Source organism: Chlorobiota bacterium (assembly GCA_016710285.1).
Taxonomy (GTDB): Bacteria; Bacteroidota; Ignavibacteria; order OLB7; family OLB7; genus OLB7.
On sequence record JADJXR010000001.1, the window covers coordinates 4,256,377 to 4,280,948 of the forward strand.

Annotated in this window: 21 protein-coding genes and 1 tRNA gene; 15 read left to right on the top strand and 7 right to left on the bottom strand. The window is 54.6% G+C overall.

Annotated features, from left to right (window positions below; all coding sequences use genetic code 11):
* Positions 1–205 precede the first annotated feature (205 nt).
* From IPM61_15985 to IPM61_16025, 9 genes are all read left to right on the top strand, one after another.
* A complete protein-coding gene (locus tag IPM61_15985; GenBank protein ID MBK8912808.1) occupies positions 206–3,070 on the top strand; it encodes a hypothetical protein in 2,865 nt (954 codons plus the stop codon).
* Positions 3,067–3,462, top strand: a complete 396-nt coding sequence (locus tag IPM61_15990) for a T9SS type A sorting domain-containing protein (protein MBK8912809.1) — start codon at positions 3,067–3,069, stop codon at positions 3,460–3,462. The genes IPM61_15985 and IPM61_15990 overlap by 4 nt, the downstream gene beginning before the upstream one ends.
* A gap of 31 nt (positions 3,463–3,493) precedes the next feature.
* Positions 3,494–4,498, top strand: coding sequence for a hypothetical protein (locus tag IPM61_15995; protein ID MBK8912810.1), 1,005 nt, complete (start codon positions 3,494–3,496; stop codon positions 4,496–4,498).
* Between the two features lie 98 nt (positions 4,499–4,596).
* Positions 4,597–5,046 carry a ribose 5-phosphate isomerase B gene (gene rpiB / locus IPM61_16000; protein ID MBK8912811.1) on the top strand — a complete coding sequence of 150 codons (450 nt, stop codon included), beginning with the start codon at positions 4,597–4,599 and terminating at the stop codon, positions 5,044–5,046.
* A 69-nt stretch (positions 5,047–5,115) separates the two neighbouring features.
* Positions 5,116–6,459, top strand: a complete 1,344-nt coding sequence (locus tag IPM61_16005) for a serine hydroxymethyltransferase (GenBank protein MBK8912812.1) — start codon at positions 5,116–5,118, stop codon at positions 6,457–6,459.
* Between the two features lie 59 nt (positions 6,460–6,518).
* Positions 6,519–7,445, top strand: coding sequence for a twin-arginine translocase subunit TatC (gene tatC, locus IPM61_16010; GenBank protein MBK8912813.1), 927 nt, complete (start codon positions 6,519–6,521; stop codon positions 7,443–7,445).
* 24 nt (positions 7,446–7,469) lie between these two features.
* A complete protein-coding gene (locus IPM61_16015) occupies positions 7,470–8,444 on the top strand; it encodes a polyprenyl synthetase family protein (GenBank protein ID MBK8912814.1) in 975 nt (324 codons plus the stop codon).
* A gap of 198 nt (positions 8,445–8,642) precedes the next feature.
* Entirely contained in the window at positions 8,643–9,239 is a 597-nt protein-coding gene (locus IPM61_16020) for an RNA polymerase sigma factor (GenBank protein MBK8912815.1), read from the top strand.
* Complete coding sequence (locus IPM61_16025) at positions 9,236–9,925, top strand: hypothetical protein (GenBank protein ID MBK8912816.1); 690 nt, start codon at positions 9,236–9,238, stop codon at positions 9,923–9,925. The genes IPM61_16020 and IPM61_16025 overlap by 4 nt, the downstream gene beginning before the upstream one ends.
* Positions 9,926–10,036: 111 nt before the next feature.
* On the opposite strand, the gene IPM61_16030 is transcribed toward IPM61_16025, so the two are convergent.
* Both IPM61_16030 and IPM61_16035 read right to left on the bottom strand, forming a co-directional pair.
* On the bottom strand, positions 10,037–11,356 hold the full coding sequence (locus IPM61_16030) for a hypothetical protein (protein MBK8912817.1): 1,320 nt from the start codon (positions 11,354–11,356) through the stop codon (positions 10,037–10,039).
* 86 nt (positions 11,357–11,442) lie between these two features.
* Positions 11,443–12,501 (bottom strand): L,D-transpeptidase, encoded by a 1,059-nt coding sequence (locus IPM61_16035; protein ID MBK8912818.1) that lies wholly within the window; start codon positions 12,499–12,501, stop codon positions 11,443–11,445.
* Between the two features lie 141 nt (positions 12,502–12,642).
* Between IPM61_16035 and IPM61_16040 the strand changes: the two genes are divergently transcribed.
* Positions 12,643–13,548, top strand: a complete 906-nt coding sequence (locus IPM61_16040; GenBank protein MBK8912819.1) for a hypothetical protein — start codon at positions 12,643–12,645, stop codon at positions 13,546–13,548.
* 106 nt (positions 13,549–13,654) lie between these two features.
* Here the strand turns inward: IPM61_16040 and IPM61_16045 are convergent, their stop codons facing one another.
* The gene (locus tag IPM61_16045) at positions 13,655–14,083 is read right to left on the bottom strand and encodes a GIY-YIG nuclease family protein (protein MBK8912820.1); all 429 of its coding nucleotides are present in this window, start codon (positions 14,081–14,083) and stop codon (positions 13,655–13,657) included.
* A 168-nt stretch (positions 14,084–14,251) separates the two neighbouring features.
* Positions 14,252–14,326: transfer RNA gene (locus IPM61_16050), tRNA-Gly, on the bottom strand.
* A gap of 166 nt (positions 14,327–14,492) precedes the next feature.
* Here IPM61_16050 and IPM61_16055 point away from each other — a divergent pair.
* The 5 genes from IPM61_16055 (at position 14,493) to IPM61_16075 (ending at position 20,354) form a co-directional block, all read left to right on the top strand.
* The gene (locus IPM61_16055; protein ID MBK8912821.1) at positions 14,493–15,911 is read left to right on the top strand and encodes an MBL fold metallo-hydrolase; all 1,419 of its coding nucleotides are present in this window, start codon (positions 14,493–14,495) and stop codon (positions 15,909–15,911) included.
* Positions 15,908–16,303 (top strand): (deoxy)nucleoside triphosphate pyrophosphohydrolase, encoded by a 396-nt coding sequence (locus IPM61_16060; protein ID MBK8912822.1) that lies wholly within the window; start codon positions 15,908–15,910, stop codon positions 16,301–16,303. Before IPM61_16055 ends, IPM61_16060 begins: the two co-directional genes overlap by 4 nt.
* Before the next feature lie 324 nt (positions 16,304–16,627).
* A complete protein-coding gene (locus tag IPM61_16065; protein MBK8912823.1) occupies positions 16,628–17,143 on the top strand; it encodes a hypothetical protein in 516 nt (171 codons plus the stop codon).
* 119 nt (positions 17,144–17,262) lie between these two features.
* Entirely contained in the window at positions 17,263–18,717 is a 1,455-nt protein-coding gene (locus IPM61_16070) for a hypothetical protein (GenBank protein MBK8912824.1), read from the top strand.
* Positions 18,718–18,749: 32 nt separating this feature from the next.
* Entirely contained in the window at positions 18,750–20,354 is a 1,605-nt protein-coding gene (locus IPM61_16075; GenBank protein ID MBK8912825.1) for a hypothetical protein, read from the top strand.
* A 75-nt stretch (positions 20,355–20,429) separates the two neighbouring features.
* Here IPM61_16075 and IPM61_16080 read toward each other — a convergent pair whose 3' ends face one another.
* The 3 genes from IPM61_16080 to IPM61_16090 form a co-directional block, all read right to left on the bottom strand.
* Entirely contained in the window at positions 20,430–21,497 is a 1,068-nt protein-coding gene (locus IPM61_16080; protein MBK8912826.1) for an ABC transporter permease, read from the bottom strand.
* 23 nt (positions 21,498–21,520) lie between these two features.
* On the bottom strand, positions 21,521–22,537 hold the full coding sequence (locus IPM61_16085) for an ABC transporter permease (protein ID MBK8912827.1): 1,017 nt from the start codon (positions 22,535–22,537) through the stop codon (positions 21,521–21,523).
* Positions 22,538–22,710: 173 nt separating this feature from the next.
* A complete protein-coding gene (locus IPM61_16090) occupies positions 22,711–24,510 on the bottom strand; it encodes a hypothetical protein (protein ID MBK8912828.1) in 1,800 nt (599 codons plus the stop codon).
* Positions 24,511–24,572 lie beyond the last annotated feature (62 nt).

Here is a 24,572-nt window from a genome sequence, read left to right on the forward strand (position 1 = left end):
GGCGTGTTAGCAGAGCGGGAGCGGATTGCGCCGCCCCTTTTTCATGGCGTTTTGCCATGAACTGCAACGAACTTCAGGGAAGTATGGTTCGGAAACTCCCGTACCTTTGCAGCAAAGGGGCCGCTATATTACGAAAGATTCTGACCGGGCAAGCTGCCCCCCCATTTATCGAACTGTTGCTTTAACTCCCCATTCCGACGATCACGTGCTGACGTTTCGTTTATCCATGGTGCTGCTCTTCTGGGTTCTGCTGCTGCTTCCGCTTGCCGAAGCCGGGGCGCAACCGCTGACCTCAACATGGTGGTACCCCAACGGCACCCCAGAAGGAACCCGCAACAACCCCGCCACAACCAAGCTGGCCGACACCGCAAACCTGCAGATTATCTGGCGGACGGAGTCGCTAAAAAATTCACCGGTGCTCCTTGCCGGAAAAGTCCGGCAGGAAGGCGCAAACCAGCAGCAGATTATTGGGCTGGAATCGGGGTCGCACATTCTGCGGTTTCTGGATGCGTTTGGCAGGATGTACGACACGGTGAATTATGACGAAACCATTGACCCCAGCACCCCCTACACCCTGACGCTTACCGGGCTGTTCAATTCCGAAGCAACAATGCCCAATGGTGTTGGAGTTCCCAACCTGTTAGGATTGGGGATTGAGCGCGAGCAGCGGGGCGAAACGCAGTTAAACGGAATCCTTAGCCAACCAAACGGGCGCAACGGGTTCTCGGTCCGCATTCCAACGCTGGCCAGCAACGACCCAAGCTACAACCGCATTGCTGGGGTGTATCCAGCCGCAGCGTTTATGGTCCAGGGGAAGCCGACCGTATTTGCCATTGCCAGCCAGAACCAGTTCCGGAACACCACGCCATCAACCCCCGACAGCATTGTGAACGGGGTGTATCGCTACACCAACAGCGGCAACGGTTTTGTCCAGACCGACCGCTTCCCGATTGCTCCAGGGGTCTATCCACAAGCACCTGCTATCACGATTACGGACAGCTCCGCCATTCCCTACATTGCCCCCTCCACCCGCTCGCTTATCGAGCCGGCTGGGCAGGTGATCCCTGCCGGACAAGGGGTTACGCCAACCCTTACCACCCGGATGTATGGCATTGGGCTGAAGGTTGACGACAAGCTTGCTCATGTGGAAACGCGAAGGTTTACCAGCCAGACTTCCCAGAACGACACCCTGGGGGAAACCAACTCCTACTTCGTGCGGATGTACGACGGGCGGGACCGCTCCCAACTCACCTTCCCCAGCGAATACCGCTTGGTGACGACGAACTTCAGCGAGGATCGCCCGGGCGTTCCTTCCATCACCTTGCTGCTAACCCAGGATGGGTTACCGGTAGATCAGTCGCGCGGTATTTTCAGCATCAACACCGTGAAGAATGTGGGGTGGACCATCCTTTCCGGAAATGTTGACGGCAACGACACCTCCAAGCAAGACCCCGGAGTTGATGGCGAATATCCCAACAACCCCGGGAACGAAGTCCTTGCCGCCTATCGCCAGCTTGATGGGCGCGACGTTGATAGCAACTACCTGTTCTTCTTCCAACGCAATGGCGCACGCGAACCAAACAACGGCGGGCGGGTGTTTTGGAATTACACCGCTTGGCCCTTCAAAGGGCGGCTGATGGCCGTTGCCGATATCGTTCGCGATGCCGACACCGCAAAGCAGGAGATCATCATTGCCCACAGCGACAGCCTGATCGTGCTGCAAATGAATCGCTATGCCGATGTCCTTCTTAGCACGGTTGATGCCTCGCGCCGCCAGTGGTTCCGCCAAGTGAAAGCCTTCAAGCTCGATTCCCGCGTTGTGGCGGTTGCCGTTGCGGATCTTCAAGGGAACGGAACCAACACCATTGTGGCCACCACCGAACGCGCCACCTACGCGATTGGAACCGCCATTGAAAACCCGCTGGGGGAAGTCACCACCAAGGATGAATATTGCCGAGGGGAACAGGCAACCGCCCGTTGGGGTGCGCGGCGCGTTGGCGGCGGCGAGCAAGGCTTGCGGGTGATTGTTCGCGCATCCACGGGAACCGACAGCGTGATGATTGCCGAACTGAAACCCGCCACCGACAGCGGAACATTCACCTTCCCAACCGGCCAACTTCTTCCAGGCAGCTACACCTTGCTGCTGCAGGATAACGCGGTCCCCACGCTTTCGGCAACCAGCCTTTCTTTCACCATTACCGGACCATCAATCAAGCCGCTGGTTCTGCCGCGCAGCCAGTACCGGCCCGGGGATGCGATCGCCGCGCAAACGGTGATCCGCTGCGCCAGCAACTTGCGATTGGAACGGGCATTGGGATCGGGGAACGACTGGGAAGCGGTTCCGGCAACCATCACCTACCTGGGGGATACGGCGTTTATCCAAACTAACGCCCCCTGCCTTGACCCCTGCCCCACGCAACAGACCGCAAGGCTGCGGTTCCGGCTGGTGGATACGTCGTTGGCCGGGGTGGAGTCGGTGGCCGACACCATCACACTGCTGACGGAACCGATCCAGCTATCCATAGACTCGGGGGCCGCACGTGCGCGCCTGCTCCGCTGGAATCCCAACCTGTTCGATTGCGACAGCGTGGAGCTTACCATCACCACTGCCGATGCGGCGGGGGTGAAAACCGTGAGCAACCGCCCAGGAATCTACGACCTGAATCTCCCCCGAAATTTTGCCGGAACCGTCACGGCACGGCTTTGCTGCGGCAGCGGTTCCTCCAGCTGCACCTTTGGCCGTGCGGCGTTCGAGCTTGAGCCGATTGAGGTTGGAACCTACGCCCAACCAAATCCTTTCAACCCAATGCTGGGGGGTAGGGAATCCATCGTCGAGATTTTTTATGATCTGGAGTTGCGTGGCAGCGTCACCATCACCATCTACGATGCCTCGCGGGCACTGGTGCGGCAGTTGCTCCGCAGCGGTGATAAAGAAGCAGGGCTGAACGTTGAACAATGGGATGGCCGCAACAGCGACGGCGCAGTAGTGGCCAATGGAACGTATATTTGCGTTGTTGAATCAAGCTCGGGCGAGCAATCTTCCATACCAATCCTGATACTGAAACGTTGAAACGCTCTATTCTCCTTGCCGTTGTTGCCGGCCTGGCACTGTTGGTTGGTGGCGAACTGCACGCCGCGAACAAACCGGCCACCACCCATGCAACCGCCGGCGAGATTGCCCAGCAGATTGAACCGAAGAAGGAAATTTCCGCGACGGTTGGGCGATCGTCCGAGAATGAGCTGGTGACGTTGTTCGCCACCTTTCCCGAGGATCAGCCGCGAATCAGGGTGGCGTTTTACAACATCATCGGGAAGCTGATCGAGACGAACGGGACCACCTCCGTCACCAAAGGGGAATACACCTTCACGTTCCGCACCACGGGCCTGCCGAACGGGCCCTATCTGGTGGTGCTGGAAGCCGGCGACCAGCGAATCACCAAGAAGGTGCTGATTGCGCGCTAAGCCTTCTGCCAGCATCGTTCCTTGCTCTTCTATGTTCTTCCACCAAGCCATTCCGCTCATTGTTCTGATGCTGTGCGTGCCGCTGTGCGTTGCCACCGCACAGACCGAACCGGGCGGGCTTGCTGGCGCTCCGTTCCGACGCACGCTCCTTCCTTCCGAAGCCTCCTTGGCCGGGGCGTCGCACGTTGTCTTCCCCGACGCAACCGCACTGCTTACCAACAGCGCGGCATTGGCACGCACAACCGGCGGAGGGGTGGCTGCGGCGATTTCCCTGCTCCCATTCCAGCAACAGCAACAGACGCTGTGCGGCAGCTACGCCATTGATGGCGTGGCGGGGTTTGGATTGGGGATCACTCGGTACGGGGTAGGCGGCATTGCCGGGCGGACGAACACCGGGCAGAAACTTGGCGAGCTTTCCAGCCAGGACCTTGCGGTTGCGGTTGGTGCGGGGCTGAATATCGGCCCCGGGAACGTTGGGGCATCGGTGCGCTACCTTCGGCGCGACGTTAGCGGGGTTGACGCGCCAGAAAATGGATATTCGATTGGGCTTTCCGGCAGCATCGCCTTCCAGAAACGATTGTTTATCAGCACCAGCCTAAGCAACGTGGCGGGGGGAATGATTGCCAGCTACCAAGATGGTCCCAAGGAGGTTATCCCGTGGCATGGACGGTTTGGCGCGGCCTACCTTCTCCCCTTTTCCGAACCCGAACTTGAGGAGCAGCACCCCGACCCCAGCGGACAAATCCACAGGGAGAGTGGGCCACCAAAAGAGTATTTGATTGGGACGGTGGAGGCAACAATCGGGCAGTTCAGCAAGCAACCGGCGGTAAGCATTGCCGCCGAGTGTGTGCCATATCGGGGGATTGATCTGGGGTTTCGGTTGGGGTTCAGCAGCGTGGGGGATGCGGCGTTTGGCCTGTTCCTTACCCCCCCGATTGATAGCCAGAACCTCCGGCTGGATTTCGCCGCCCGCCGCGATTATGAGTTCGGCGGGATTACGTGGCACGTGATGATCTCGAAACGGTTTGCAGAGTAAGGCCTTTGGCAGCGCCAAGCGGGCTGCCACGTTCCCCATATCTTCTATATTTGACCCCACTTCAGGCTCAATCACTAAGTCAACGTATCGAACAGACCATGAACCGCACAATCGCTCTTGGTGCCGACCATGCCGGGGTCAATTACAAGCAGGAAATTGCGGCGTTGCTGCAACAGCAAGGGGATACGGTGCTTGATTTTGGAACCAACAGCACCGAGTCCACCGACTACCCCGACCACGCCGCCGCCGCCGCCAACGCCGTCGCAAGCGGCCAAGCCGATTGCGCCATTCTGGTGTGCGGCTCCGGCATTGGCGTAAGCATTGTGGCCAACAAAGTGGCGGGGATCCGCGCGGCCAACTGCCTAACCGCCGAAATGGCGCAGCTTGCCCGCCAGCACAACGATGCCAACGTCCTCACCATCGGCCAGCGGCTGGTTGATTGGGACACCGCCCAGCAGATTGTTGATGCGTTCCTTTCCACCCCCGCTTCCGATAACGAACGCCACCGCAACCGCGTGGAAAAAATCCACCGATTGACCGGGTGCTAATCTCTCCAAGCGGCAACGCTCCCCAACCAACTTCAACACGAATTTCCAACTTCAACAACCTTTGCCTTCATGAACTCAACGCTTCGCAACCAAGACCCCGAATTGTTCGCTGCGCTAACCGGAGAACTGTACCGGCAGAACGACAAAATTGAGCTGATTGCCAGCGAGAATTTTGTTAGCCCGGCGGTGCTGCAGGCGCAAGGTTCCGTGCTGACGAACAAGTACGCCGAAGGCTACCCAGGCAAGCGGTACTACGGCGGATGCGAATGGGTTGATGTTGCCGAATCGCTGGCCCAAGCGCGTGCCCGCGCACTGTTCGGCGCGGAGTATGCCAACGTGCAACCTCACTCCGGTTCGTCGGCAAACATGGCCACCTATTTTTCATTTCTGAACCACGGCGACACGGTTCTTGGGATGAACCTTTCGCACGGCGGCCACCTGACCCACGGCTCGCCGGTGAACTTCTCCGGCAAGTTCTACAACTTCGTGGCCTACGGCGTGGACCCGGCAACGGGGCTGATTGATTACGATGCTGTGCGCGACGCAGCCCGCCAACATAAGCCGAAGATGATCACCGTTGGCGCGTCGGCCTACAGCCGGAACATCAACTACGCGGCGTTTGGCGAGATTGCCCGCGAGGTTGGCGCGTTCCTGATGGCCGACATTGCCCACCCCGCTGGGCTGATTGCCAAAGGGCTGCTGGACTCCCCGATTGAGCATTGCCACGTTGTCACCAGCACCACCCACAAAACGCTGCGGGGCCCGCGGGGCGGGGTGATTCTGATGGGGAAAGATTTTGAAAATCCGTTCGGCATTGTCGCGCCAAAATCGGGGCGGACGAAGATGATGTCGGAAATTATTGACAGCTGGGTGATGCCCGGAATCCAGGGCGGCCCGCTGATGCACGTGATTGCCGCAAAAGCCGTTGCCTTTGGCGAATGCCTGCGCGACGACTTCCGCACCTACGCCCAACAGGTGATTGCCAACGCCGCCGCACTGGCGCAATCGCTGATGAACCGGGGCTACAACGTCGTCTCGAACGGCACCGACAACCACTTGATGCTGATTGACTTGCGGAACAAAGGGCTTACCGGAAAAGCTGCCGAGAACGCCCTGGACCACGCCGGAATCACCTGCAACAAGAACGCCGTCCCGTTCGACGACAAGTCGCCGCTGATTACCTCCGGAATCCGGTTGGGCGCGCCGGCAATGACCACACGCGGAATGAAAGAAGCGCAGATGGAGCAGATTGCCGAGTTTATTGACCGTGTGCTAAGCAACATCACCAACACCGAGCTTCAAGCCACGGTGAATGGTGAGGTCCAGGAGTTCTGCGCCGCCTTCCCCCTTTATCCCGATGCACTTGCGGACGCCGGAGCGCGTCCTGCTTTGCCGGAAGAGCTTGCGGCCTAAGCAACAACGGGCGGCGAAGCAAGGGCCAACAACACAATCCCGAAAAGAACCAACGACCGATGGATCCACAGAGCATCCCCCCCGACAATCAGAAGCCGATCCAATTGGAGGCCGATGCCGCCGCGCAGACCGCGTTTCGGGAATCGCTGCCGCCGGCGGAGTGGGATCCATCCGCCGTCCCCCAGTCAGCGCAGCCGCAGCAATCGCTGCAGAATGGCAGCGGCGAAGAAGTTCGCCACGAAATGGGGTTCTTCGACCATTTGGAAGAACTGCGTGGCCGTATTTTCAAAGCCGTGATTGCCCTTGTGGTGATGTCCGCCCTGTGCGGGATTTTTCTTGACTTCCTGATGAGCGATGTTCTGCTTGCACCCGCCACCCGGCTTGGGATCAAGCTGCAGAACCTTGAGGTGATGGGCCAATTCACCCTTGCCATTCAAGTAAGCGTTTTCAGCGGGCTGATCCTTTCCATCCCCTTTATCCTGTGGCAACTGTGGGGGTTCATCCGCCCCGGGCTGTATCCAAAGGAGCAACGGTATGTGGGATGGATTACCGTGGCAACGGTCTTCTGCTTCTTGCTGGGGGTTTCGTTTGCGTATTTCATCATGGTTCCAACATCGCTTGGGTTCACCAGCACCATCAAATGGGGGAACATCGAGAATCAGTTTGCTGTTAGCTCCTACTTCAGTTTTGTGCTCGGTTTTTGCCTTGCCTGCGGTGCTGTGTTCGAGATGCCGATGCTGAGCTACGCCCTCTCTCGATTCGGCATCATCAACCCGGGAATGCTGCGGAAATACCGGCGGCATGGGGTTGTGGTGATCCTTATTCTGGCGGCCATTATCACCCCCACGCCGGACCCGATCAACCAGATGCTGCTTGCCGTTCCGCTCTATGCCTTGTACGAGATCAGCATCCTTGTTTCCAAAACAGCCAAGCGGCAGCGCGACGAGGCCGCACAGCTTGAACAAACCGAATCCCCCCAACCCTGAGTTCAACCGACGAGCCATTCCAGTATGGACCTTTCTACAATTTCACGCCCAATAGAACCCCACTTAAAGGAGTTTCGCAAGTTCTTCCGCGAGTCAATGAACAGCAAGATGCTGTTGCTTGACACGGTGGTTCGCTACATCCTGCGGCAGAAAGGGAAACAGGTCCGCCCGATCCTGGTGCTCCTTTCGGCCGAGGTCGCCGGAGGGACCACCCGCAGGGCCTACGTGGGGGCCACGATGGTGGAGCTTCTTCACACCGCCACCCTGGTCCACGATGACGTTGTGGACGAGGCCGACGAACGCCGCGGTTTCCCCAGCATCAACGCCGTCTGGAAAAACAAAGTGGCGGTGCTGGTTGGCGATTACTTGCTGTCGCGAGGGCTGCTGGTGGCGGTGGAAAACAAGGAGTATGAGTTCTTGGGGGTCACCAGCGAAGCGGTTCGCCGCATGAGCGAAGGTGAGTTGCTGCAAATCCAAAAATCGCGGAAGCTGGACATCAAGGAGGAGGAGTATTTCAAGATCATCAGCGATAAAACCGCATCGCTTATCAGCACCTGCTGCGAGCTTGGCGCACGAAGCGCCACCGACGACCCCGCCGCCCACCACGCGCTTCGCACCTACGGCGAGATGGTGGGCATTGCCTTCCAGATTCGGGACGACATCTTCGACTACGTCAGCACCGATGCCGCCATTGGCAAGCCAACCGGCAACGATCTTAAGGAGAAAAAACTCACCTTACCGCTGATCTACTCGATGAACAACGCCCCGCGGAAGGAGGCAAAAAAAATCTTGAGTTTGATAAAAAACGGAGAAGAATCGCGGGCGCGAACCGAAACGGTGCGCCAGTTCGTGACGCAGTACGGCGGACTTGTCTATGCCGAACGAACAGCGGTTGAGTACTGCGAACGCGCGCGCGCCAGCATCGCCAACTTCCGCGACAGCGAGGCAAAACGGTCCTTGCTGGCGTTTGTTGAGTTTGCGCTGACCCGCTCGGCATAAAGCCGGCCCCAGGCCGCAGGGGAACCGTTTCTGTTGGATGGTGTTATGAAGGTGTTATGATTGCCGGAAGCGTGGTGTCGTTGCCCCACAGCACTTGCTTCCATTTCATATCCAACCAAGCCGATGGGAACGATGACGCTTGCTTTGCCGAACAGGGCGATTTCATCAGGAACGGATTCCATATCCGAGCTACGAGCCATGCCCCCTTCCAATCCAGAGGCACAACTGTTCGACCAATTCCTTGCCGGGGACGACCGCGCCTTTGCCGAACTGTTCGACCGCCACCACCACCGCCTGTACCTCTACTGCCTGAAGTTGGTGGGGAGCCCCGACCAAGCCGAGGACATCGTCCAAGAAGTGTGGGAGCGGGTGATACGGATGCGGAAGAACCCGCAGCACGTGCTGAACCCCACCGGATTCCTGCTTCGGATCACGCGGAACCTTAGCCTGAACCACCTGCGCGACACAAAAAAACTGACCCCGATTGACGACGTTCAGGAGTACAAACTCCCCACCGTCCAGATGCGTGAGCAATCGGAGCTTGAAGAGCTGGTGGTGATCTGTTTGAACAAATTGCCGTTGGAGATGCGGGAAGTCTTGATTTTGTACACCTACAGCGGATACCGTTTTGATGAGATTGCGGAGATGATGGGGAAATCGGTGGATGCCGTCAGGATGCGCGCATCGCGGGCACGCGCACAGCTACGAACCATGATCCTTTCAATGACCGAACAAAACCCAACGCCCCACACACCAGCAGCAACCAATGCCCAGCCACAGGAGAAGAACGGATGAACAAGGCTACGAACGAACAACTTGACCGCTATCTGTTTGGCGAAATGCCCCCCGCCGAGCAACAGCAATTTCTGGCCGAAGCCGCCTCCGATCCCGAAACTGCGCGGGCGATTGCCGCCGAGCAACGGATTGAAGAAACACTCCGTGCCGACCGCAACAGCATTCCCGATAACCACGCGCTGACCCGCAAAAAAATGCTGGCACTTGCCGCCGCAACGCCCGCTGCCGATGGCGGCGCATCGGGCGGCACGCATGGTGGTGGCGCAGGGGCGGCATCGCAAGGGGCATGGCTTGGGAAGATGATTGTTGGCGCGGTGGCAGCAATCGGGGTGGTTGGCGGAATCATCTGGCTTGCTTCCCCCGGGGATAGCCAAGAAGCGACCAATCCGGCCCCGGCAGTGCAAACGGCTCCGCAGGCAATCCCCCCCGCTCCGCCGCAATTGCACCAGCCCCCACCAGCGGTGAATTCCCAACAGCAAGCAACCGAACGCGCCACGGTTGAGCAACCGGCTGCCCCCCCCGCTGCCACGCCGCCACCAGCCCGGGCGAAGAACCCGAAGGGGCAACCAGCGGCGCAGGGGGAACAGAAGCAACCAAGCCAATCGCAGCAGCCGCCGGTTCTGCGCGGGCAGGAGAGCAAGGTGCCGAACTCCACAATGCCGGACCCCACGATTCAGAACAAGTAAGAGCATCCCCCAAAAAATCAGAGGGTGAGCAGGAACAAGGGGTGTGATCCCCTTCCCTACTCACCCTTTCTTTGTTGCGTGCCCTTTCTTTGCGACTTCCCTTGCTTGCGATTACTGGGCCATTGCAAAGTACCCGGTGATGATGCACATCTCATCCTCGCTGGTGTTGCCGTAGCGGATCACTTTGTCGGTGTCGTTAAAGTAGGTGGCCTCCCACCGCAGCCACTCCCCTTTCTGGATTCGGAGCGGTGCGTCGTACGTCTTCACCGCCGGCAGATGCCAATCGGTGCTTTGGTAGATCAGCTCCTCCTTCCCATTCAATCGGCGGATGTACGCCTTGAACTGCTGCCCATGCTTGTGCATGTGGGAAGTCAGCATAAAAATATCGGCGTTCAATGGCGACTGGATGCTATCCTTCACTGTGGTGGTTTGATATGGCGGAAGGGAGATATCCGTTTGGCTGGCAAACAGCACCTGCGCCACCCGTTGCACCGTGGTGGTGGTGTGCAAGTTCACATACACTTCCCCCTGGGCAATCGTTTGGTTGGGGTTCACGTAGTGGGAGTTCAAATCGAACACGGTGTTTGCCGGAAGCTGCAACGCCACCCCTGGCGGGAATCGGTAGCTATCGTTTGCCGTCTGCGAGCCAAGGAAGAATATCCGCTTGCTGAAGAACTCATCCATATCCTTCCCTAACTCCCTCACTTTTCCAATCGCGGGGAAGCTGGTGGTTCCTTTTGGGTAGGTGTACAGGATAAAGTGATGGCTGTTGTTCCGCATCTTTACGTCGTAGCCGGAAACGTAGGTGCCGGAAGCAAGCGGGGAATTCTGCGTGACAAAGATTTCGCGGTTGCTGTTGGCGGGGATGTCGAATGGAAGAAGATGAAGCTGGAATCCCGATACAGGTGCCGGAAGCGGGATGAATTCACTGCTCCCTCCGGCCAGCAATTGCGCGTTGGCAACCACCCCGGTGTCGGGCGCGCCAGCAGCAATCCACTGGCGGATAAACTCCAACTTCCCGCTGTCCAACGCTGCCGACCCCAGCGGCATTCGTGCGCCGTGGTTTGGACCAAGCTCCCCGCTCAGTTTTTTCAGCAGGAAGCTCCGCTCTGGCTGCCCTGGCATCACCCGCTGAAACCCCTCGGCAGCGGCGGCCTCGTTTTCTGGAACGATTCCCACAAGGTTTTTCCACGCCACCTCCGGATTCAGCGATAGCCCCCCGGTTGGCATGGTGCCGGCATGGCATCCAGAAATAGCACAGCTTTTGGTAAACAACTCCGTTTGCAGCAGCGTGAACGAAGCCACCGGCGGAACCTTGCTGATAGTGTCGGTTGGGGTAGTTGGTGATGCGGGGTCATCGCCGCTGCCGCATCCGGCAAAACCAGCGATTGCAGCAGCGGCAATTGCAGCAGCCAAGAATGATTTCATCATGGGAAGGAGATGCTGTTGAATGAACCAAGCAGAACGTTGTTGATGGGACAACCTACGCAGCTCCTCCCTGACAAGAAAAGGGAAATTTACAGCACGGGGTCCGCCTTTTGCTCTTCGTTCCATCGCTTCTTCTCCACCTGTTCCAGCGAGTCAAGATAGCGTTGGACCGTAAGGCTCCAGCGGGAGGTGATGGTTTGCAGCGTCCGGTCCTGGCGTGCGGCTTCGTGGGGCTGGGCAAGCTCGGCACTGCGGAACTGGTAGGTGGGGATTTTCTGTTTTGGGATCGCTGTGGATTCCACCATCGGCATTCCCCAGCGGAGCCGTTGCCCGGCAAGGTGAACGATGCGTGGCTGCGGGTCAATCCAAGCGTCGGCATCCAAGATTGTGCGAAGCCTGCGCAAACCAAGATTGCGAGAATAGACGCTGGCCGAGTCAATCACCGTTGCGCCGGCGGTGTCGTTCGGGGCGCAGAATTCTACGATTCTTCCAGGCGAGCCACCGTGCACCAGAATCAGCATCCCCGGGCGGACCATTTTGTACAGCTGGGCAATATCCTCGCGCGCCATCCGAACGCAGCCGTGGGAGGAAGGGCGGACCCCCAAGTTCCAGTAATATCCATTTCCATCCAGCCCGTGGAATCCAACGCCCCCCTGAATACCGATCCACCAATGGAGTTTCGCATCGTTGAACTGCTTGCTAATGGCCATTGGCGTTTTATTCTGCACGGTAAACACCCCCGCCGGGGTGGCCATTCCTTCGCTGATGTACGGGTTGCCGGTTGAGACCGGGAAGCTGACCGGGCCCCCACTGCGGCGGTGCAACTGCACACGCTGCTTCCGCAGGTTAATCTCCAGATAGGCCGAGTCGGTGGTGTAGATGGTGTCCAGATACCGGGCGTGGGACATGACCAAGCCGGAGAGCTGAATGCCGGAACCTTTCGGTGCTGAGCTAGGCAAGGGATTGGCCACCATGCTGTTTTGGTCGGAATCATTGGGGCCAATTCCAACAAATAGGAAGCCGCAAAGAATCAGCCCACCAAACAGCAGCACCGCGTTGCGCATCGAGCGCTCGTCCATGCGGCTGGCTTCGGCACCGGCTGCGGTATCCATCGGATCGGTTTGGGGGTCGCCCAGTACTTCGTTCATCGGTATCGCTTCATCGGGTAAAGATTGCCGCAAAATTACTTCATAAAATCTCCCGTAAGGTGAAATTAACGATTACTCAATGTCCGCTGCTGAAGTATATTGCGCCCCACTTCAGTGTCCACTTAAACAACCACGTTGGATATGCTTGCACATTCCTATCTGATCCTCTCGCCAAATCAACCAGCCGACATTGACAAAGCCGTAGCAACGCAGCGGCAAAGCGTTCCGTTTGCATGGGCGCTAGTGGCTGCCACGCCGCAATCGGTGTTCCATACCGATGGCGGGAAGTATTATTTCCAAGTGCGTGTCGGCGATGCGCTATCATTCCTGGACCGCTGCCTTGCGGGATGGAACTACAACGGCTACTTCCGCGACACCCTTGCGCCAATCGGTGTTTTCCGGAATTGGCTGGGGAACAACACCCCCGACACCATGGTTCATATCAACGTCACGGAGCTTATTTCTTCTTCGCCAAACGCGCAGCGGGATTTGGAGGAGCTGAAACAACTGGGCCACCGAGCTCATGTTGCCATTGAGGAAATTGAGGACAAGGAGTTCAGCAATTTCTTGAAGGAGCTTCGGAAAATCACCTTCCCCTTCATCACGATCCCCATCACCGGCGACCGCCAGGTGGATCTGCGGATCCTTTCCTACGAAGTCCGTGATGCCTCCAGCGTTGAGGCCGAAATGGCATTGCAGATGGTGGGTGTGGACCGCCCGCGCACGCTGCTGCGCGCCGCCACCGAGTCGGTGCAGCTACGGAAAAAGGAGGCCCCGGCGGACACAACCCCAGAGCCCGCAACGGATGACACTGCGGCTGCCGAGCAGGCAGCAATGTCCTCGCTCCCTCAAAACTTGATGATCTTGTTCACCATCAACTTCGACGACGCACGGCGGTTGCTGGTGGATGAGCTTGGCTGCACAATCCAACGGCATAGCCACAACCGCTTGCTGTTGAACGCGCACGGGAAAGAATTCATGGTGGTAAGGGTTCGGGAAGACCATGTTGCCGAGCACCCGATTGAGGACCACCGCTACTCCGAGTAGCGGCGGGAATTCTTGCCAGAAAAACAGATGCTCCCTGAACAATCTGATGTGTTCAGGGAGCATTCTTTATTTGTACAACCGGACGGCATACGCCATGCAGCAGTGGCTACTGCCGCGTTCGTTCAGCCGTGGTGTAGAGTATCTTGATCTTCTCATCAACTCCGTCCAGACTCCGCAAGTGGCGTTCCCGCTTGCGGGCATCTTCCAGCTTGTCGCAAACCTCCACATACACGCATTCCCACGGTCCTCCTGGGCGATAGGTCCGGCCCGAGGTACGGTTATAATGGGAGATGCGATCCTGTAAATTGCTGGTAGAGCCAATGAAATGTTGTCCGGTTACCGTGCTGCGAAGCACATAGACGTAGGCTGGCATGGTGCGGTCCCCCTGTAACGTTAATTGGTGTAGGACAAGCGTCGGCTGGTAAGCTCCGGGCTTCCGTGCGCGATTTGGTTGGGAAGCGTTGCCGTTCCCCCCTCTTCCCGAAATTCCGTCCTCTTGCAGCCATCGGGCTGCAAGTTGTTGCTGGCCGTTCATGCTGGTGGCAGGGATACACCCCTCCCACAGAAAACAAAACGGTTGCTTTGTCAACAGTGACGAAAAAGTGCCGGGGGGCGGCTGGTAGTGTTGGATTCCATCGCTGCGTTGCCGCGTTGGGCTGGCAATGCAGATGCTGTACGAGAACGAAGGACTGACGTGTGTGTGTGGAGCGGGAGACGGGACTCGAACCCGCGACGTCAAGCTTGGGAAGCTTGCATTCTACCACTGAATTACTCCCGCATGTTGGCTGCGTGGCGTGCGCGCCAGCCAGCGTTGTTGAACAGCAGAAATCTACAACAAACGCCCCCCCGATAGCAACGGGGGAAGCATAAATGACAAAAAATTAATTCTTCTTCCTCCCTCTCTTCCCTTCTCCGTTGCCATTGCAATCCTGTATTTTCCCCGCATGGAACTAACATTTCTTGGCGCAGCCAAAACCGTCACCGGGTCCATGCACCTGCTTACCACCGCCAACGGAAGCCGAATCTTGCTTGATTGCGGGATGTACCAGGGCCGCCGTTCGGAGGCATTCCAAATCAACAGCCACCTGCCGTTCGACCCCAGCAGCATTGATGCCGTGGTGCTGTCGCACGCGCATATTGACCATTCTGGCAACCTCCCCTCGCTTGTTTCGGGGCGGTATCCACGGCCTTTCAACGGCTACATCTACGCCACGCACGCCACGCGGGACCTGTGCTCCATCATGCTCCCCGACTCGGCTCATATCCAGGAATCGGATGCGGCGTTCCTCCGGAAAAAAAAGCGCGAAGCCGTTGGCCCACTCTACACCATGGACGACGCGCTGCAAGTGATTGAACACTTCGCCGGGGTTCCCTACCGCCGCCAATTCAACGTCACCCATGACGTTTCAGCAACGTTCTACGATGCCGGGCATATCCTTGGCTCGGCCGGGGTGGTGCTTACCGTTCGGGAACATGGGAAGACCTTGCAGATTGGCTTCACCGGCGACGTTGGGCGGAAAAACCGCCCCATCCTCCGCGACCCGGAATATCTCCCCGATGTTGATGTCCTCATCAGCGAAAGCACCTACGGCGGACGCCACCACGAGCCGTTCCCAAACCTGATGCAAACACTGAAGGAGACCATCACCCGAACCACACAGCGTGGCGGCAAAGTGATTATCCCGGCCTTTGCCGTTGGGCGCACCCAAGATGTGGTCTATCTGCTGAACGTCCTGTTTGAACGGGGCGAGCTTCCCCGCGTGCCGATGTACGTGGATTCGCCGCTGGCAATCAATGCCACCCATATCTACCGCTCCCACCTTGATTGCTTCAACCGTGAAGTCACCAACCTTCTGCTGACCGACCCCGACCCGTTTGGCTTCCGTGGGCTGCAATATCTACGCAGTGCCGAGGAGTCGAAGCGGCTGAACAATGATCCCCACCCTTGCGTCATCATCTCCGCAAGCGGCATGATGGAAGCCGGGCGGGTGGTCCACCATTTAATGAACCATATCGAGGAGGAGCGAAACACCGTGCTGGTGATCGGATTCCAGGCCGAACACACGTTGGGGCGGAAAATTGTGGAGCGCGAGCCGGTGGTGAATATCATGGGGCAGCCGTACAACCTTCGGGCCGAAGTGAAAGTGGTTAATGGATTATCGGCCCATGCCGACCATGATGAGCTGGTTGATTTTATCGGCCACCAGAACCGCGAACGCCTGCAACGGGTTTTCTTGGTTCATGGCGAACAGACCGCGCAGGAAGCATTGCGCGATGGCTTGCAGGAGGTTGGAATTACGCACGTTTCTATCCCTGCCAAAGGGGCAAAATTTAGCTTTGAAGCAACCGGAGGAAATGGGTGATTATTGACGTTGCCGTGGCAATTCTTCGGGGAGCCGATTCGGCGGTGTTGCTTTGCCAACGCCCACCCGGGAAAAGCTATCCGCTGAAATGGGAATTCCCCGGCGGGAAAGTAGAAACCGGTGAAACCGCCGAAGAAGCACTGCGCCGCGAACTGACCGAGGAGCTTTCCATCACCACCGAAATTGGCCGATTATTTCACGAAGAAATCGCCCATTACCCGGTTGATGGAAAAACCTACCGCGTGCGGTATTTCTTTGTGGATATGTGGGAAGGTGAAATTCAGAACAACGTCTTTGCAACGCTCCGCTGGGTCCCAACAACGGAGCTTGAGAAGTATGATATCCTGGAAGGAAATCGCGAAGTGGTGAGGCGAATAATTGCCGAGGGGTAGCAGCGGGGAAGCATCAAGAAATATCTGGCCGTCCGCAAATTCCGCATTGTTTCTTGCGCCACCGCAGTGTAAGTTGTCAGCAACCCCTCCTCATAGTTTCCGATGACTGAAGTCCAGTACATCGGTGCCGCATAACTCTTACTTCTTAAAGGTATTACCATGACAAACTGCAATTGCGGAAACAGAACTGCAAGTTTGATCCCTCCTTTGCATGATCTTTCATGCAGTTCGCGTCTAAACCTTGCGTGCCGACATGAAGCCGAAGTACAAGGTTGGAATGATCTTGCACATCTTCCACCAGAATCGCCACTTAATTTTATTGCTATGGCAACCTTAACTGGAGGCTTCGGTTCGCAAACCGGCATCTATGCCGATAGCATTCAGTATTCCACTCCACCAGCATCATGGCTTTCTACGCCTCATCTCAGTCTAACTGCCGCCCCCGTTGTTGCAGCATTAGGTACCGACCAACAGCAAAACGTGGCGAATGCTCAACAATGGGGCTTTGAACACAAGACAGCAAACCTTAGTACACTTCTTGCTCCACCGCTACGGAATGATGTATATCTACGAGGTGGCTGTGAGTGGGCTAATACAATTCCATTAACAGTTGGAGGTACTACAATCACGAGTATTGAACTATCCTTACTTGGTAATGCAGCCAGTCGTGGAGATACTCAAGGCACGATTCCGGTTATCCGCTGGGAGACAGGGACCTACACTGGCGCAATAAGTCTTATAGTTACCCTTAAGGAGTGTGGTGATTTTCGTATTGGCATACGCACCATTAGCAACGCTGGTGATTGGGCAATGTACCAAGGGTTCTGGCACGTGGTGTAACCGAACTATGATAACGATAATCTTGATAAGGAGAGGGTCATTGATTCACAAAGGGTTCAATACCCTCTCTTGTTTGCCTTGCATCCATAGCGCATCGTTAACCATGAAACTCCAATATCATGAACACGCTCATCATATCCGCAATCTCCTTCATTCTGGTCCTGGGTTTTTCCCCTTCCCCTGCGCTTGCTCAGAACCTTAATATCCTCTGGGATAAAACCTACTCCGATTCGCTCTTGGGAATAGGTACAGCCTCTTCAGCACTACCTATTGCAGATGGATTTCTTATTTGTGGTAATCGTTATTCGCCAGTCTCAGGGTTCTCTGGTTTGCTTATTAAAACAGATCATAATGGTAATCTACTATGGAGAAAACTATACCCAGAGATTGATAACATGTACGCGTCTCTCTTTGACGATTCTACAATGCTTATTATCGGCAAAATAAAGCCCAAGAGTGAATATGACAATACTTCTGATATTTTCACAGGATTAATGGATTTTAACGGGAACATACGTTGGATTCATCGCTTTACCTATTGGGAGAGGCGTGTGTTTATTGCCAAACGAAACAGCGGCATATGTGCTTTTGGACAAATACGAAAAGATACTTCTGACCTTATGGCTATACAGTTAAATAGCAATGGAGATTCTATAAGTACTCACCATTTCTCACTCCCATTATACTATTACTCTGGCGTAACTCCACTTATACTTCCAAACAACAAAATCGTGATTGCGGGTGTACGAGTAGTTGGAATGTCACTTGATGAATTCGGAACAGATTATCCAACAGATCCAGTAGTAGCCATTATTGATTTAGAAGGGAGTGGCTCAATACATCAACAGCAAATTAAATTAGACTGGACAAGTGAAATGGTTACTGGAGGTAGAATAGGAGAGAATTATTTTGAACTATTGATAGCCAGAAGATATTGGTCTGACAGTGACAGTCTCCGAAGAGGTCCCGACACTACTGGGTTGGGAGTGTACCGTTTTGATTATTCAGGGAATTACTCACTAATTTTCACTTCGACCGCTCCTTTTGAAGGAACTCATATCTACGAATCAGAACCATTAGCAGATGAATCATGGGTTTGTGTTGGTTATATCAATTATGGATTGAAAAACAAGGATAATCGCCTTATTCATATGAATTCCAAAGGTATAATTACTACGTATAGTACCGGAACCCCTTTTATTACTACTTCTTTTATGTTTATAAAAATTCATGAAGAATATTGCTTTGCTGTAGTTGGTCAAGATGAGCACGGACTGCCACGAGTAACACGTTGTTGTGTTAAACCGGAAGTAACATCCTTACCGCTGGATAGAAGCGATCAAGAACGTCCCATTCTAACCATTCGTTCAGGTAGCTTATGTATAGACTACCACAAATCACACCATCCTACACAAATTGAAGTGTACGATGTACAAGGTAAAAAACTCCTATCTACTGATGCCAAAGAAGCCAGCGATCAAATTATCATCCCCTTCCATGGGTATCCACATGGAGCGTACTACGCAATTATCAAAACTGGCCAAGAGGTATATACTTACCCGTTCTACCACTAATCTATCGCTACCATTGCTGTACAGGAGGTACCATGTTTCAATCAAACGAACCGAATGCTCCAACTGTTCCGGGAATCAAATACGCTTCAGATTCTCGTTATTTGCCTAATCCTGGTGCTGTAATCCACGAAAAGAACCTACCTTCTTTGGAATTAGCTTTTGCTGATTTACAAGAAGGTGACATCCTATTCATCAATCGTTTCGAGTACCCTGAGATTGAGAGTGACGGAAAAACCCTTTCAGCATCTGATCCAATTCGGGGAGGCTATTACATTATTAACCAAACGGCAGAGATTACCCAACGGAACGTGCAAATTATTGGCATGGGAGGAACAATTATCCCTAGCCCTGACACTCTTCCTTCCCCACTTATTCGGATCCGCAATGCTTATATACCAACATCAACAGGCTACAATAACCGCCGGGCATATATTGAGAATGTGATACTCCGTGACCTTGTCCTTGACAACATCACGACAGGTGGCCGCGACAGAAATAAAGGGACTCATAATGAAGGATGGTATCCTGATATTAGTGGCATTGAAATCCAAGATTTAAACGGTGGCTTTCTTGATAAAGATGGAAATCGAGTAGGAGCATTAGAAGACCCGAGCGGAAAACGCATTCCAGGCGACGTGACCAATGTTAGATTGGAAAACGTGCGGCTTCATAATTTTAATCGTGGTGTCCGGATCATACGAGCATATGATATTATTTTGGATAACCTTACCGTGGGGAATTGCCATGTTGGTGTCCGTATTGAAGCCGATAACGATGCCACTGGGCAAATCCGTTTTTTTGGCGGCAGAATGGTGGGGAATAATTACCATATCTCTATTGATAGCTCACCAGAAACGCTTGAAAGAACGGATCAGAGTTGGGGGCAAATTCAGCTATTTGGGGTAAGTATGGGCCATAGCAGAAACAATGAAGTGGATGAGCGCGGGATTGAGCTTCGGGATAGGTTCAACAATCCGATTCCTGTTCGTAGCGAAGGCATATTTATCGGACAATGGCTGGCCGGGATTTTTGTTTATGGATGCCATTTTGAGGATTTATCACACGTACTTATTGTAGGCGATCAAGTGCCACAATGTGATGAGAATCCTATGGCCATAACATTTGTGGGCAATTCAATTTTCAACATTCGTGATGCTGTTTTCGACACAAATCAAACCCAAGCATACGTAGGTTCGCTGGTATCGGTTGGGAACCAAATGGGAACAGACAAATTTGATTTTTATCAGTCGGATCGGCATCCTGCACAGATCTACAACGTCCCACGTATTTCACAGGGGATGCTTATTGCCGGCAATACTCAAGCCCCAAGCCCAGCCCCGGTTAACCTTCCATTAACTGGCCTTTATGAGCATTTGCCAATTGCACCAAATCCTAAACCACGAACTGACAATAGTTCGGGAGACATCCCGTTGGAAACGCAGAACTGCAACAACGCCTACCGGGTTTCGGTGTTTAAAGGGGTAGAAAATAGGATTGATCACCGCCCTAACCCAAATCTTATGCCTGAAGGCACTCTGATATTCAACAGCACCACAAATAAACTGAACGTTGTTGGCAGATACTTTGATGGAGCTCATAGATGGCTTGAGGCAGATGGGAAATTAGCCGTGAGGTGACAGAGCAAAAAGAGAACAGGGGGAATCAATCGTGATATTGATTCCCCCTGTTCTTTCTTGTTCATGCCCCACGGCTTACGTCTTCAATCGCGGGTCCAGTGCGTCGCGCAATCCGTCGCCGATAAGGTTGTAGCTAACCACCGAAAGGAAGATCATGCAACCTGGGAAGATCGCCATCCACCACGCGAACGTTGCGCTGCGGGAGCCGTCCAAAATTGCCCCCCACGTTACCACCTCGGCCGGAACCCCAAGCCCTAAAAACGAGAGTGTTGACTCGGTGAGAATCGCCCCGGCAATCCCAAACGCAATCGAAACCAGCACCGGGGCAAGGGCATTGGGAAGCACCTGCCGCCAGATAATTCGGAATGCCGGAAACCCGATGGAGTTCGCCGCAGTGATATACTCCATGTTCCGAATCCGCAGGACCTCGCCACGAATTAATCGGGCAATTCCGGTCCATCCGGTCAGGCCAATCACCACCATCATAAAAAAGATATTCGCCCCATAGAACGCCACCACCGTGATAATCAGGAACAGCGTCGGGAAGTTGAGAAACAGCTCAATCAATCGCGAGATCAGCATATCCACCCATCCCCCAAAATACCCGGCCATTGCCCCAAGGCTGATCCCAACAAACGCCGCAATGCTCATCGAAATAAAACCGACCGACAGGGAGATACGCGCCCCGTGGATCAGCCCGGCCAGCAGATCGTGGCCAACTTGGTCGGTCCCCAAAAAGTGGTCGCTGCCGGAAGTGAACGGGGGGACAAAGGGGTTCGCGCCGTCAATGCCGTTGCCGTGGTATTTCACCGGAGGGAAGAAGGACCAATCGTACTCCAGCGATTTCCAATCAACGTTGTTCAGCTCCTTCGGGTATCGGTACATCCCCATTCCTTTCAAATAATCTTGCACCACCGGCATGTAAAACTCCCCTTTGTAGGAGCAAGCAATGGGGCGGTCGTTCGCCAAGAAGTCGGCAAAAATTGCCACACAGAACATGAAGTAGGTGAAATAGAGAGCGGTCCGCGCAAGGCGGTTCTTGCGGAACTGCCGTTTCACATACTGCAAGTAGGTTTCGTTGGGAAGATGCTGCCCTTCCCCACCGTTCGGCGTTGGCTCGGTTGTGGTTGTATTGTTTTGCATGGAAGGCTCAGATTCAAAGGTTATTAGCTGGACTTCTTGGCGTAGGCAATGCGCGGGTCAACAACGGAGTAGAGGATGTCGCCAACAAGCACGCCGGTCATTGTTAGCAGCGCGCTCATCGTCAGGATTCCCATCACCACCGGGTAATCAAGTTCGGTGGCTGCTTGGAAGGCAAGCTGTCCAACCCCGGGGAGATTAAAGATCCGCTCCACCACCACCGATCCACCAATGAACGCCGGAAACAACCCCGCAAACAGGGTGATGATCGGGATCAGCGAGTTGCGCAACGCATGGCGGTAAACCACAACTTTGTTGGCAAGCCCTTTTGCGCGTGCGGTGCGGATGTAATCCTGGCGCAGGGTTTCCATCATCGCCCCACGCATCTGGCGCGAGATGTAAGCAAAGCTCGCGTAGGTATACACCACAATCGGCAGCACAAGATGCCACACCGAATCCGTCAGTTTTTTGAAGAACGGCCAGGTCTCCGCGCCGGTGCTGGTTAGGCCGTTGTTGGGGAAAATCTCGAAGTAATTGCTGCCAATGGTGAGGAACACAATGAAGAGCGTGCCAATCCAGAAATCGGGGAGGGAATAGAGCATGAACAACGAGGTGGAAAGCGACCGCTCCCCCAGCGAACCATTGTGCGAAGCCGAGTAGATGCCGATAGGAATGGCGATAATGTAGGCAAGAATGGCGGAGATAACACTCATCAACACCGTAAGCGGAAGGCGGCTTGTGATTTTATCTATCACCGGCTTGTCGTCCTTGAACGACTTTCCAAAATCCAGCTGGATCATGCCGGCGGCCCAGATCATGTATTGAACATGGATAGGCTCATCAAGATGCCATTCCTTCCGAAGCCGCTGGATTCGCTCCTGCGAAAGCTCACGGTTGGCGATTTGCTGCCCTTCCCTTCCCATCCCGGCTTTGCGCTCGGCAGGGTCCCCCGGGACAAGGCGGCTGATGCCGAACGTCAGGAATGTGATGGCAATGAAGGTAGGAATGAACAGGAGAATGCGTTTTAGGATGTACGTACCCATCAGGCAAGTGTCCTTCCAGATATGTGTTCGTGGACGTGAGCGTGTTGATTGGTTGAAAGAATCACGCGGCAAATGAAGATACGCAAACTTCTACCCCAGAAGCCACCGCGCCCCACCGCAAAATGGGCGGCAGGGCGCAATTTTCTTCACTTCATGGAAGTTGCTGGCTCATGTTAGTTCATTGCCACCGGCTGCTGGGCTTTGTACCGCTGCGCCGTAAGCGGAACCCACCACGTGTTGGCAAGGAAGCACGGGCGCGGCGCGTACCACGTCACGTTCTGGTAGCGGTTGCTGTAGCCACCAGTGGCTTTTGCGGAGACCAAAAGGTTGTACGGTTGCTCCTCGTTGAACACGCGCTGGAACTGCTTGGTGATCTCAAACCGTTTGGCTTGGTCGAATTCCGTCCGGATTGCTTCAATCAGCGAATCGGCCGTTGGGTTGGACCAGAAGACGTAGTTCGAGCCGGCACCGATTGACTTGGAGTGGAACAGCTGGTAATTATCCCCTTCCACAATGTCCATCGCCCAGCCTCCAAGATATGCGTCATAATCGCCGGCGCGGGTATTTTTCAAGAAGATCGCCCAATCAAGGCTTTTGGTTGATGCCTCAATTCCGATTTTTTTCAAGTCGTTGATAAAAATCTGCGATATCTGATCCACCGTTGGCTTGCTTGCCGTGGTCAGCATAATTTCAAACTTGAAATCGGTTTTCTTTCCATTGATCATTTTATCCAACACGCCATCTCCATCGGTATCGTTCCACCCCGCATCGGCCAACATTTTTTTCGCTTCTTCAAGATTAAATTTAATCAGCGGTATCGTGGTGTCGCACTCTGGCCGTTTGTAGAATATCGGCGATTGAATTGCACGCGCATAACCGAAATAGACATTCTTCACAATCTCATCGCGGTTGATTGCACGCGCAAGCGCCTGGCGAACCAGTTTATCTTGGAACAACGGCTTTTTCTGGTTGTAGCCCACATAATTATAGCTTGGATAATCATATTCGGTAGAAGCAATGCCTCGCCCCGGAAACTGCGGTTTTTGCTGTTTGTAGAGGACTTTCGGCATTGTTGGAACCACATCAATTTCGCCAGCACGCAAGGCATTTACTGCCGCAACGTTCTCTTGGATTGTCTTCCAGATGATCTTGTCGGGGTATGCCTTGCCGAACTTGCTCTCCTTATTCCAATAATTTGGATTCCGCACAAGAGTGATTTTGTCATACTGGGTGTAGCTGTCGAACATATATGGGCCGGAGCCGATCAGGATTTCCTTCTTAAATGCTTTGTCGCTGGTCTGATACCAGTCGGCAAATTCCTGAATTGCTGGATTTTTTGAATTGCCAGCATTCAGTTCATCAAAGGTGATTTTATCGGTTAGACTATTGGGGTCCAAAATATGTTTTGGCATCGCAAAAAGGGATCCTAAATTATCAGCAGCAAGGAAATATGGCTTGCTCATGGTGAACCGCAAGTGGTAAGGATCGCCGTTGATTAGCTCTGCGGATTTCACCCGCTCGTAATATCCAGCAAGCGGCCCGGCATTTTTAATTGCCGGATTTTTGATTGCCTTCAGGGTGAAAATAAAATCGTTCCCCGTAACCGGCTTGCCATCGCTGAACTTGGCGTTTTTCTTCAGGCGGAAATCGTAGGTTAAATGGTCCGCGCTAACCACCGGCAACGAGTCGGCAAGCCACGGCATTGGCTCCAGCGTTTCCCAATTCGGGAGCATTAACCGGTCGTAGATATAGCTGATGATTTCCTGCTGGCTGGCATCGGTTGCCACAAGCTCGCGCATGTCCTCAGGGTCGGCGGTGCTGTGGATGATAACCCAATCCCCCTGCACCGGCGCGCCGGCATCGGCGGTGGATGTTGCGCCGCCATTCTCCCCGCCACCACAGGCGGTGAATGCTAACGGAGCCGCCACACAAAGCAGCGCGAACAATTGGCGGAAACGAAGTTGTTTGTTCATGGTCGTCTGGTCCGGAATGTCTATTGGTTCTTTTTGGTGCAGTTGCTGAATTAGCGTGAGCC